We start from the raw sequence: 12,108 nt of genomic DNA, 5'->3' as shown, positions 1-12,108 counted from the left end.
GAAGGGCGAACCTCCGGGGGAGCCGCAACTGTTGCCGGGCGACCGCGCCGGTAGCCCAGCACCCCAATCTAAATCGTTTAAGGGCAGGAATCAGACGCAGGCAGATGGAAATATTTCTTCTAAGGGTATCACGCTTCTGGGGTGTTTACCATGCGTTTTCCGTATGGACCTGCGGCTCTGAGTATGCTCGTTCTATCGATACTTTCGGCGGTGTGGCTGGCATTCAATCCCATTCCGCCGAAGAAAGCCACGCTGGTGATGTGGACGTTCGCCAAAACGCACTATGACGCCTACAAGCAGGCGATACCCTCGTTTGAAGCCAAACATCCGGGCGTGAAGGTAGACCTGCAGCTGGTCTCATGGCAGGCGGTGACCTCGCGCTTGCAGGCGGCGTTCCTCTCCGACCTCGATGTGCCCGACCTGGTGGAGGTGGAAATCAGCGCGGCGGGCAGTTTCTTCCGCGGACCACTCAAGGACGTCGGCTTCCGCGACCTGACCGACCGCATCAAGCAATCGGGGTTATACGACCGCATGGTGCAGGCACGATTTGCCCCTTACACCAGCCGCGGGCGCATCTTTGGGCTGCCGCACGACGTCCATCCCGTGATGATTGCCTACCGCCGCGACATCTTCGACCAGCTGGGCATCGACGTGAGCAAAATCCAGACGTGGGATGACTTCATCGCTGTGGGGCGAAAGGTCACCATCCCAGGTAAACGCTACATGCTGGAGCTGCCCGACAGCGAGTCCAGCCGTTTCGAACCCCTGCTGTACCAGCGCGGCGGCGGTCTGTTCGACCCACAGGGCAACTGCATCATGGACAACGAAATCGCGGTGCAGACCATGCTCTTTTACGTGCCGCTGGTTGCCGGACCCAACCGCATCGCCAGCGACCTGGGTGGCGGGCAAATCTTCACCCGCGCGGTAGAAGACGGCTACTTCCTGTGCATGATCACCCCTGACTGGCGTTCCAAGACCATCGAGGTGGACGTGCCCAAAATGCGCGGTAAGATGGCGCTGATGCCTCTGCCTGCGGTTTATCCGGGCGGCAGGCGCACCAGCACCTGGGGCGGCACGATGATAGGCATTACCAAACACTGCAAATACCCCGATCTGGCGTGGGAGCTGGCACTGCATCTTTACCTGAACAAAGACGACCTCGCACAGCGGTTCCGAGACACCAACATTTTGCCTCCCGCGAAGGACGCCTGGGATCACCCCGCCTACGATGAACCGCGCCCCTACTGGAGCAATCAGCCACTGGGCAGGCTGTACGCGCAGCTGGCGCCCGATGTGCCGTTCCAGTACACCAGTCCCTTTATCGGCACGGCGAAGGGCAAGCTCAGCGAGGCGCTGGTGGCGTGCGTGCAATATTACAAGCAAAACGGTGACAAAGGCTTCGAGGAGTTCGTGCGCAAACGCCTCAAACAGAGCGCAGACGAAGTACGAAGACTGATGCGGAGGAACCCCTACTGATGGCAACCCGACCTACCGACATCTCGATTGCGCCCGCGCGAGCCGTGCGCACCTCGCGCTGGTTCGTGCTGCAATATAAGATGGCGCCCTACCTGTTCGTATCGCCGTTCCTGATACTGTTCGCCATCTTCGGCGCGTACCCTATCGTCAAGAGCCTGATACTCGCGTTTTACGCCACAAACGGTCCGAAAAGCGCGGTGTTCGTGGGGTTGCAGAACTTTATCTTCCTGTTCTCCGACCGCGATTTCCATAAGGCGGTGTGGAATACTGCCGTTTTTGCCTTCTGGTCGGTGTTTCTGCAACTGCCGTTGAGCCTGGGCCTCGCGCTGTTGCTGAACAGCCGCTGGGTGCGCGGGCGCGAGATTCTGCGCCTCGCCTTCTTCTCGCCCAATCTGCTGGGGCAGGTGTTTGTGGGCGTGCTGTTCAGCGTGCTGTTCATCCCGCAATACGGGCTGGTCAACCGTTTCCTGCACTTCATCGCCGGCGTGCCGCTGGACACCAAATGGCTGGCGAACCCCAATCTGGTGATGCCTGCCCTGGTGTTGACGTCGCTGTGGATGTACGTGGGCTTCAATATGATTTATTTCCTTGCCGCGCTGCAGGCGGTGGATAAAGACCTGTACGAGGCGGCGACGGTGGACGGCGCCAACGCCTGGCACCAGTTCTGGGCGGTGACCCTGCCCGGCATCAAACCGGTGGCGGTGTTCGTCCTGGTGATGAGCACCATCGGCTCGTTCCAGCTGTTCGAACTGCCCTGGATTATGCTCAATAACTCCGCCGGTCCCGACCAGGCGGGTCTGACCATCGTGATGTACCTCTATCAGACAGGCTTTATTACGGGCGATCTGGGCTACGCTTCGACCGTTGGATGGACGCTGGCTCTGGGCGTGCTGATGATTAGCCTGGTGCAGATGCGCGTGACGGGCGCGTGGAAGGGGGGAGACTGATGAAGACTTTTCAGCGAGTCGCTCGCTTCGTGGTCAACCTGTCTCTGCTGGCTTTTGCCGCCCTGACGCTGACGCCGATGGTGTGGCTGCTGGCGGCAACGCTCAAATCGCCCGATGACCTGTTCAGCTACACCTTCTTCGCGCCACGCCTCAGCACCTATAACTTCCGCGACCTGTTCAGCACCGTACCCTTCCACCGCTATATGATAAACAGCATCTTCGTTGCCAGCACGATGGTCATTGTGCAGCTGTTCTTCTCCTCGCTGGCGGGCTTCGCGCTGGCAAAGTACGACTTCAAAGGTAAAAAGCCCATCATGATTCTGATGCTTTCCACCATGATGTTGCCCAGTCAGGTGTTGATGGCGCCGCTGTACGAACTCATCTACCGAATGGGGCTGGTGGACAGCTACGCAGGGCTGGTAGTGCCCGGCGCGGTCAGCGTGTTCGGCATCTTCCTGTTCCGTCAATCCATCCTGCAAGTACCCGATGAGCTGCTCCACGCGGCGCGAATCGACGGATGCTCGGAGTTCCGTATCTACTGGGACATCGTGATGCCTGTCTCCCGCCCGATGATTGGCGCGTTTTGCCTCATCAGCTTTATGGGTACATGGAACAGCTTCCTCTGGCCCCAGATCATCCTGCACAAGACCGAACGGTTCACCCTGCCCATCGCGCTGAACCAGCTGGTGGGGTTATATCAACAACAGTACGGCACGCTGATGGCGGGCACTTTGCTGAGCGTGCTACCGGTGATTATCCTCTTCATGTTACTGCAGAAGGAGTTCATTGCGGGACTGACCGCCGGAGCCGTCAAGGGGTAAACCGCTTAGCAGGTGTTTCAGCATGGTCGGGCTGCCCACCAACGCTAAGCGGCAACGGGTGTTTACCCTCTACGGTTGATGGCACTGATTACAGTATTTGACATCATGGCAGGTAGCGCACTGCGCTGCCTGCAGCTTCTTCACTCCAGTGTAACCTTTCCAGCCCCGCTGTTGCCCCAGTTTAGCGTGCGACTCGCCAAAATCTGGCGGATGCGGCATGGGCACCTTGTGGCAGTCCATGCAGGCGTTGCGCCCGTGACACACCTGACAGCTCGCGCCACTATCGGTGATGCGGCGGGGATGCTCCTTGCGGAAGTCCTCCGTGTGGGAGGAGGGGCGCATCTGGTGGCAGGTCTGGCAGGTGTCGGACTGGAAGTTGTGGCACCGCTGGCACAGCGCCGGGTTCTGATGCCCGACCTGCGCGTGCTTCTCGTCCCAGCCTTCGGGATGTGGCATCGGTACGCCGTGACAGTTCTGGCACGACTGCGGCGTGTGGCAGTGACTGCACAGCTGCCTCATGGTCTCTCCCGACCAACGCATTTTGTCGCCCAGCTCGTTCAACTTCGCCCCATGCTGTCGCAACCACTGGGTATCGTGGCGCATGACCTTGTGGCAGGTCTCACAGTAGTCCGGTGAGTGACAGGTGGCGCACATCTCCGGTCGCTCGGCGGCGTTGCCAAAGTGGAACTTCAGCCACTGGGCATCGTGTGAGCTGGGGCGGCGGTTCTGATGGCATGCCTGACAGAAGAACGGCTTATGACAGTCGCTACAGCTGCCGGGGTCTTTGCGCACCTCGAACTTGTGGTTCACGAACCAGTTCTCCTCGAAGTGCGAAGCAGGTTTCTCGGGCTCCGTCGGCGGAATGGGCGGCATTTTGGAGTTTGGGCCGATGCTGACGATATATGCCACCAGCGCATCTTCCTGTTCCCTGGGCAGCTGGTAGGCAGGCATGATAGTATGGGCGTTATGGGCGGACGGGTTGCGCAGCAGGGCACGCACCATCTCCGGGTCGCGTTTGCCTCCCAGACCCAGGTCGGGCCCTACGGGCCCGCCGCCGCCGTTGATGCCGTGACAGGAGTAGCACTTCAGCTCCACAAAAATCTGCTGCCCGCGCTGCTCCAGAGGGGACAGCCGCTCTGGCTGCGGCAGGGCTTCCATCCCCTTCACGTTAAGCGCGACGATCGCCAGCAGTACCAAAGTACCTGCACTCAGTGCCTTCAGTCGCTTCCTCGGTTGACGCTCGGGATTGCGCTCCACAAAAGGCACCACAAGCAGCAACAGCAGCAGGATGGTCGGCAACACAAACGAGCCCACGAACTCTAAATGAGGCGGGAAGAGGTTGACCAGCTCGTGCATCCATAGCACATAAAAATCGGGATGTGGCTTGTATGCCGTGTCTAAGGGATTCGCACGCGGCTCGAGCGGCGCAGGGAACCGCAACGATAGCCCGATGAGCAACACCGAGAGGATGAGGGCTCCCACGGCAATACGAGCGGTGTGGTCGGGGTATAGCATTTGCGTGTGCGGCACACTGGCTTCCTCAGTAACCTGCACACCCGGTGGCGTTACCCCCAGACGGCGCACCTGTATCACATGCCATGCAGTCAGCAGGAAGACCAGCGCAGGCAGCACAAACACGTGCAACACAAAGAAACGCATCAGGGTGACCGCGCCCACCGTGTCGCCGCCACGCAGAAAGGCAGCCACGGACGGGCCAATCAGTGGGATGCCCTCGGCAATCTTCAGACGCACCACCGTGCCCCAATACGCCTTTTGGTCCCACGGCAGCGCATAGCCGGTTAATCCAAAGCCAATGACCACTAACAGCAGCAACACTCCGCTAACCCATATCATCTGGCGGGGACGCTTGTAGGCTCCCCACAGAAACACCCGGACGATATGGATGATCACCAGCAGCACGATAAGCCGTGCTGCCCAGTAGTGCAGGGCGCGGATGAACTGTCCGGCAGGCAAATAATGTTCGATATATTGCACCGAAGCGTAGGCCTGGTCTGGGGTAGGACTATAGTAGAACATCAGCGCGCCGCCAGTGAGGAACAGTATGACCAGTGTTATCAGCGTCAACGCCCCGAAGATGTGCCACCAGCCTACCCCTTGGGGCAGAGGCTGCGCCCAGAAACGCCCCCAGGCGCTGATAACGCCGGTCTCCCGCTCCAGCCAGTCAAGCAGCTTGCGCAACATGGTTATCTACCTCCTTGCGACGCGCTATACGTTATCCAGGCGCACATACAGCGAGCCACCTTCCACCTTGTACGGGTACTGCACCAGAGGGCGTGGGGGCGGACCCTGTATCACCTTACCATCCGCGTCGAAATACGCGACGTGGCACGGGCAGTAGAAGGCGCTCTTACTTGCTTCCCAGCGCACCGCGCAGCTGGCGTGAGTACAGATATTGGAAAGCACCTTGAGCGAGCCATCTGTGCCGTTTACCACATACACTGTGCTGCGAACGGTGCGGATAACCCAGCCATCCCGTCGCTGATAGCTCAGGGTCACCGCTTTGGGTTCGCCTGCAGGAAACTCTTTGATTTCGCCAACCTTAATCCATGGCGACTTTTGTTTGCGAAAGGCAGGAACAATCACCATCGCCAGCACGGGAATGCCATACGCGAATGCCAAAACAGTTCCCAATGCTTTCACCAGAAATGCCAGCCACTGACGGCGTGTGACTTGCTGTTCCATGCTTGCTGCTCCCTCACTCCTCAATCCGTTGCCCCAGAACTGCTGTTCTGCTCCCGTTTTCCGGAACCCTCCCAGGCAAGCCAACCGGGCTTGTCTATCCAGATGTATCCAACAACGTGAACGGCGCTGCTAATTAGAGTTCTACATCAATATATATTTTATCATATCTAGAGGGATTCCTTCCATTGAGCCATTGAGAAAGAGGATGACAGGGGAGCCGCGGTCGCCCCTGTCGGTTGGCGACAGGGGCATGGCGAACGATTACACCCGGAACAGCTCGTAGGCGTGGCGCAGGGCGGCGAAGGTATCGTTGCCCTTGGGGATGAACTCGTGCCCTACCCAGCGGTCGTAGCCCGTCTCCTGGATGGCGCGGGCGATGGCGGGGTAGTACAGCTCCTGCGTCTCGTCCATATCGTTGCGCCCGGGGTTGCCAGCGGTGTGCATGTGCCCGATCCACTGAATGTTCTGGCGGATGGTGCGGATGATATCGCCTTCCATAATCTGCATGTGATAGATGTCGTACAGCAGCTTCACCGCGGGCGAACCCACCATCTGGCACACCTTCACGCCCCATGCAGTGCGGTCGCATTGATAGTCCTTGTGGTCGACTTTGGAGTTGAGCAGCTCCACCACCAGCATCACCCCAGCCTCTTCCGCCGCTTTGGCGACCAGTTTCAGTCCCTCAGCGGTGTTTTCCGCGCCGCGCTCATCGTCCAGCCCGTTGCGGTTGCCCGAGAAGCATACCAGATTGGGGATGCCATACTTCTTCGCCAGTTCGATGTTGCGGTGCAGTTCCTCGGCGATGCGTTGATGGTTTTCGCGCCGATTCAGCCCATCGGTCAGCGAGGCGTGCCCCACATAGCTGGCTATTTCCAGCCCGTGCTCCTTGACCATATCCAGTATCTCGGTCGGGGCGAGGTCGACCCCATCGTATCCGATGGATTTTGCCCCTTGGAGCAACTTCGCGGCATCGCCACCGATATCTGGTCGCCCGGCAAAGCACCACCACGAGAACGACTGTTTGAACGCCATCACCTTTCCTCCTGACGCACGGTTTATGTGGAGGGGGTTCTCTGTTCGGCAGAAGGATTCCTGCAGCCTCTCGTCTTGCTGAACAGTGTGAGGCTTTCGGAGACTATTCGCTCCCATCACGCCAATCGTCAGCGAAATACCCAGTTTCTGCCCTTTACAGCTGGCTTTTGGTGTAGGGTGCTACTTATCCGGCATCAGGCGCAGGGAGGGGTCTTGCTCCAGGTATTCGTGGAAGTCGATCATCTCATCGATGGTAATCGGTCCGAGTTTTTCCACCCGCTCTTTCTCCGAGGGGGTGAGTTCGTTGGCTTCGCCGCGCAGCAGTCGCTCGTTCCATGCCTCCTGCCGGATGAACTGCTCGCCGAGCCGCTTGCATTTGGGACACCGGTAACGGATATACACAAAGTTCGAGCCGACTCGACGCAGGTAGTAGCCCCGCTGCACCACATCCTTTTCGTAGATGCGCTGCCCGCAGGAGCAGAAGATACCGGTTCGCATGTTCTGAGAGTCTTCCATCGTCGTTTCTCCTTGTCAGGAGGTGATATGCCACATGCGCGGCACAAAATAGTTGCTGTAGGTGTTCATGGCGAAGCGGTCGGTCATACCTGCCAGGTAGTCGCACACCGCCTGCGCCAGAGCCTCCACACTGGTATTATCGGTCAATCGCCGCCCGCTCTGTGGTAACAGCTCCGGATGCTCCATATAGAAGCGGAACAGTGCCTTCAAGATACCCTTCGCCTTTTGCAGCTCCTTCAAGCCGATAGCCTCTTCCTGATACACCCGTTCAAACAGGAACTCTTTCAGCCTGTCTGTCGCCTGCTGTACGGGGACGCTCATACAAACGTGAGCGCACCCCAGGCTGTTTTCAATCACATCCAGTACCATAGACTCGATGCGCTCAGACGAAGTTTCACCAAGCAATTGGACGCACTCTGACGGTAAATCGTTCGGCTGAATGACCCTCGCCCGAATGGCATCGTCGATGTCGTGATTCACATAGGCGATTCGGTCGGCGATGCGCACTACCTGTGCCTCCAGCGTGCATTCATCGGGCAGAAGGTCGGCGTCGAGGTCGGCTCTACCTTTACTATGGTACAGGATACCTTCCCGCGTCTCGTGGGTCAAGTTCAGTCCCCTGCCCTCTCGCTCCAGCACGTCCACCACGCGCAGGCTCTGCTCCCAGTGGCGGAAGCGTTTGCCGGGCAGATATTCCTGCAACACCTCGTCCAGCGCCTGCTCCCCCGCGTGTCCAAACGGCGGATGCCCCAAATCGTGCGCCAGCGCGATGGCTTCGGTCAGGTCTTCATTGAGACGCAGGGCGCGGCTGATCGTACGGGCAATCTGCGCCACCTCCAGCGTGTGCGTCAGGCGCGTGCGATAGTGGTCTTCTTCAGGATCAAGGAAGACCTGCGTTTTGTGCTTCAGGCGGCGGAACGCCTTAGAGTGCAACACCCGGTCGCGGTCTCTCTGGAAGCAGGTTCTGACCGGGCAGGGTGGTTCGTGGCGCAGTCTACCACGCGATTGCGTGCTTTTCGCCGCGTACGGCGAGAGGGTCTGCAGCTCCCATTGCTCAATCTGTTGGCGGATGGAACCGTCCCGAATAGAGATGCTGGTCATGGAATAAACACTCAGCACTGAGTTCGGCAACACTCATAGTATACCGTATGATGCACGCAAGCGCAACGCAGGACGGGCTACGCCCCCCGCAGGAGATCCCTGCCGCGAAGGAGAATGAGTTGTTGAGGGTACGGTGTACAGTCCCCGGCTAACAACGGCGTTAGGGAGGAGAAACGGAAGATGGTTATCGGTGTGCCGCGAGAGATTAAGGACAGCGAGTACCGCGTGGCAATGGTGCCTGCGGGCGTGGAGATATTGACCAAAGCAGGGCATACGGTGCTTCTCGAATCGGGCGCGGGCAAAGGCACCGGCATCACCGACGAAGAGTATGCACAGGCTGGCGCTCGAATCGTGCCCGATGCGCAAACCGTATACGCGCAGGCGGATATGGTGGTGAAGGTCAAGGAACCTTTGCCACAGGAATACCCTCTCATGCGCCCCGGACAGGTTCTGTTCACCTATTTCCACTTTGCGGCTGATGAGGGCTTGACACAGGCGATGATACGCAGCGGGGCGGTGTGCATCGCCTACGAGACCATCCAGCTGGACGACGGATCGCTGCCGCTACTGATTCCGATGAGCGAAATCGCCGGGCGGATGGCGATTCAGGAGGGGGCGAAGTATCTGGAGCGACCGATGGAAGGGCGCGGTATCCTGCTTTCCGGCGTGCCCGGGGTGCGCCCCGCGCATGTGCTGGTACTCGGCGGCGGCGTAGCAGGCACGAACGCGGCGAAGATAGCCGCAGGCATTGGCGCGAACGTCACGGTGATGGACATCAACACCGCCCGCCTGCGGGTGCTGGAAGACATCCTGCCCAAGAACGTGGACACGCTGATGTCCAACGCCTACAACATCCGCGAGGAGCTGCGCCGCGCGGACCTGGTCATCGGAGCGGCACTGCGTCCGGGGGCGCGTGCGCCCATTCTCATCACACGCGACATGCTGTCGCTGATGAAGCCGGGCGCGGTGATTGTGGACATCAGCATCGATCAGGGCGGCATCGCCGAAACGTCTAAACCCACCACCCATTCGCATCCAACCTACACGGTGGACAGCATCATCCACTATTGTGTGACAAACATGCCCGGTGCGGTGCCCGGTACCAGCACCTACGCCCTGACCAATGAGACCACCCGCTGGGTGCTGGAGCTGGCGAATCTCGGCTGGCGGGAGGCGGCACGCAAGCATCCACCTCTGCAGCGTGGGCTCAATATCGTGGATGGCAAAGTGACTTATGCTGCGATTGCGGAGCTGTTCGGGCTGACCTATACACCGGTGGAAGCCGTGCTGTGACTGTCTCTGCAAAGACCAGTTCGCTATCAGCAGGACCGAAGGGCAGGCTACCGCGCGTAGCCCGCCCACTAACCTTTATCCTACACCGTGACCGGCATTCCGTTTTGTGCGGCGGACTTCCACGCGGCTTCGGTCATCTCGATGACGCGCAGCCCACACTCCGGTGGCGACTCCACCGGCACCCCCTTCAGGATGGCATCGACAAAGTTGCGTCCGGGGCTGCTGCCAGCGGGCATGTCCTTCTCGGTCAGGTCGTGTCGCTTACCTGCAGCGTCCACGAACTGCAGGTGTCCGTTCCGGTACAGGAACATACCCTCACTGCACCAGAAGGTGATGTCTTCATGCCAGGTGGGGGCGTTGCCCACGATGGAGATGTTGCCCAGCGCACCGTTGCGGAACTTGATGGACAGTGCGCTGTTGATATCCACCTTCGACTCGAAGTTCTCCGTGAAGGCGGTGACCGTCTGTACCGTCAGCCCGGTAGTCCACAGGATAATGTCTACCAGATGGCTGCCCGAGTCGTTCAGCTGTCCGCCTCCGGAGAGCTCGGGGTCCTGACGCCAGGTGCCCATCGTGCCCTTGTACCAGCCCTGGCACTGCAGCGCGGAGATGAACTGCACCTCGCCCACTTTACCGGATTCGATGCTCTGCTTGATGTAGCGGAACTGCGGTGCGTAGTGACGCTGGTAGGAAACCAGCCCTACCTTGCCCGTCTCCGTAAAGCGATTGACCAGAATCTTTGCGTGCTCGATGGTGCATACCATCGGTTTCTCAATCAACACGTGCAGCCCTTTGTCCAGCGCGTCCATCGCCTGCTGGAAGTGCTGCGTATGTGGCGTGATGATGGCCACCGCGTCCATCGCCACCTTTTCCAGCATTTCGCGGTAGTCCTTAAAAACGGGTACCTCTTTCAGGGAGGGAAAAGCCTCCATGCATCGCTTGATTTGCTCGTCGCTGGGGTCGCACAGCGCGACGATTTGCGCTTCGGGAACGCTGGTGAAGAAAACCTTCATGTGGGAGCGAGCCATGCCGCCACACCCAATGAAACCAATCCGTACCTTTCCTGCCATTCGTCACTCTCCTCCAAAACGGTGTTATTACCAGATTACTGAAGGCGGAGGCGAATATCCTGCGCTGCGGGAGAACCTTCGCAGGGGAAGCCGGAATGTTCACAAAACCACAGAGCCAATACCAGCGCGAACAACCCACTACCAATCCAAAGCCCTCTTCGCCAGCGCATGACTCTTATCCCCGGCGGATTGCCTGATGTATCGCCACGACCTGCGTCAGTAAAACTTCCAGTTCCCGCAGAGGAAACATGGTGGCGGGGTCGGACAACCCCTGGTCAGGTTCGGGATGCACCTCCATAAAGAGGGCATCGATACCCACCGCGACAGCCGCCCGCACCAGATGGGGAATGAACTCACGCCTGCCGCCGCTGCGTGCGCCTGCGCCACCCGGCAACTGCACGCTGTGCGTCGCGTCAAATACCACCGGTGTACCCAGTGCACGCATCTGGGGCAGCGCGGTGAAGTCTACCACCAGCGTGTTATAGCCGAAGGAGACGCCGCGTTCGGTCAGCATCACACCCGTTGCGCCACTCTCGCGCAGCTTCTCCACCACGTGGCGCATATCCCACGGCGCCATGAACTGACCCTTCTTCACGTTCACCGGCTTGCCGGAGCGAGCGGCGGCGACCAGCAAATCGGTCTGCCTGCACAGAAAAGCAGGTATCTGTAGCAGGTCTACCACTTCGGCGGCGCGTTCTGCCTGCCATGGCTCGTGGATGTCGGTGGTTACCGGCACTCCGACCTGTTGTTTGACCGATGCCAGCACGCGCAAGCCCTGCTCGATACCCAGTCCCCGGAAGGAATGCAGCGAGGTGCGGTTGGCTTTGTCAAAAGAGGCTTTGAAAATGCAGGGAATACCTACACGCTCGCAGATGGCTTTCAGTTCATGGGCAATCTGCAGGCACAGTGCCTCGCTCTCGATGACGCACGGTCCGGCGATCAGCGCAGGCACTCCTGCGCCGATAACTACTTTGTCGACATGTACTGGGGTAACAACCTGTCCGTCCATGTCTATATGATAGCAACACCGGGCGACAGGTGCAAGCGATGGAACGGATGCCAGGGAGCAACCTGTTGTTACCAATGGCGAGTCACATTTAATTCCCAGTTTGAAATGTCACATATCCAAACGCTTCGATGGTATCACAG

General features: G+C 59.2%; 11 protein-coding genes. 4 read left to right on the top strand and 7 right to left on the bottom strand.

Annotation, left to right across the window (positions count from 1 at the left end; translation table 11 throughout):
* Positions 1-150: 150 nt before the first annotated feature.
* Genes K6U75_02565 through K6U75_02555 form a run of 3 tightly spaced genes read left to right on the top strand, consistent with a single transcriptional unit; the run spans position 151 to position 3,244 of the window.
* Positions 151-1,476 carry an extracellular solute-binding protein gene (locus tag K6U75_02565; GenBank protein ID MCL6473928.1) on the top strand — a complete coding sequence of 442 codons (1,326 nt, stop codon included), beginning with the start codon at positions 151-153 and terminating at the stop codon, positions 1,474-1,476.
* A complete protein-coding gene (locus tag K6U75_02560) occupies positions 1,476-2,423 on the top strand; it encodes a sugar ABC transporter permease (protein ID MCL6473927.1) in 948 nt (315 codons plus the stop codon). The genes K6U75_02565 and K6U75_02560 overlap by 1 nt, the downstream gene beginning before the upstream one ends.
* A complete protein-coding gene (locus tag K6U75_02555) occupies positions 2,423-3,244 on the top strand; it encodes a carbohydrate ABC transporter permease (GenBank protein MCL6473926.1) in 822 nt (273 codons plus the stop codon). Before K6U75_02560 ends, K6U75_02555 begins: the two co-directional genes overlap by 1 nt.
* 69 nt (positions 3,245-3,313) lie before the next feature.
* On the opposite strand, the gene K6U75_02550 is transcribed toward K6U75_02555, so the two are convergent.
* From K6U75_02550 to K6U75_02530, 5 genes are all read right to left on the bottom strand, one after another.
* Entirely contained in the window at positions 3,314-5,446 is a 2,133-nt protein-coding gene (locus K6U75_02550) for a cytochrome b N-terminal domain-containing protein (GenBank protein ID MCL6473925.1), read from the bottom strand.
* A 24-nt stretch (positions 5,447-5,470) separates the two neighbouring features.
* The gene (locus K6U75_02545; GenBank protein MCL6473924.1) at positions 5,471-5,947 is read right to left on the bottom strand and encodes a ubiquinol-cytochrome c reductase iron-sulfur subunit; all 477 of its coding nucleotides are present in this window, start codon (positions 5,945-5,947) and stop codon (positions 5,471-5,473) included.
* A 261-nt stretch (positions 5,948-6,208) separates the two neighbouring features.
* Positions 6,209-6,979: a TIM barrel protein gene (locus K6U75_02540; GenBank protein MCL6473923.1), complete on the bottom strand. Its 771-nt coding sequence runs from the start codon at positions 6,977-6,979 to the stop codon at positions 6,209-6,211.
* A gap of 180 nt (positions 6,980-7,159) precedes the next feature.
* Positions 7,160-7,495 carry a hypothetical protein gene (locus tag K6U75_02535; protein ID MCL6473922.1) on the bottom strand — a complete coding sequence of 112 codons (336 nt, stop codon included), beginning with the start codon at positions 7,493-7,495 and terminating at the stop codon, positions 7,160-7,162.
* Positions 7,496-7,510: 15 nt separating this feature from the next.
* Complete coding sequence (locus K6U75_02530; protein ID MCL6473921.1) at positions 7,511-8,596, bottom strand: deoxyguanosinetriphosphate triphosphohydrolase; 1,086 nt, start codon at positions 8,594-8,596, stop codon at positions 7,511-7,513.
* Positions 8,597-8,776: 180 nt separating this feature from the next.
* Here K6U75_02530 and ald point away from each other — a divergent pair, with 180 nt between their 5' ends.
* Positions 8,777-9,889 (top strand): alanine dehydrogenase, encoded by a 1,113-nt coding sequence (gene ald, locus K6U75_02525; protein ID MCL6473920.1) that lies wholly within the window; start codon positions 8,777-8,779, stop codon positions 9,887-9,889.
* 80 nt (positions 9,890-9,969) lie between these two features.
* Here ald and K6U75_02520 read toward each other — a convergent pair whose 3' ends face one another.
* Positions 9,970-10,959 (bottom strand): Gfo/Idh/MocA family oxidoreductase, encoded by a 990-nt coding sequence (locus tag K6U75_02520; protein MCL6473919.1) that lies wholly within the window; start codon positions 10,957-10,959, stop codon positions 9,970-9,972.
* A gap of 175 nt (positions 10,960-11,134) precedes the next feature.
* Entirely contained in the window at positions 11,135-11,968 is an 834-nt protein-coding gene (kdsA, locus tag K6U75_02515; GenBank protein MCL6473918.1) for a 3-deoxy-8-phosphooctulonate synthase, read from the bottom strand.
* Positions 11,969-12,108 lie beyond the last annotated feature (140 nt).

The organism is Bacillota bacterium (assembly GCA_023511455.1).
GTDB lineage: Bacteria > Armatimonadota > HRBIN16 > HRBIN16 > HRBIN16 > HRBIN16.
The sequence above is the reverse complement of the archived record's forward strand: the minus strand, read 5'-3'. Positions and strand labels throughout refer to the sequence as shown.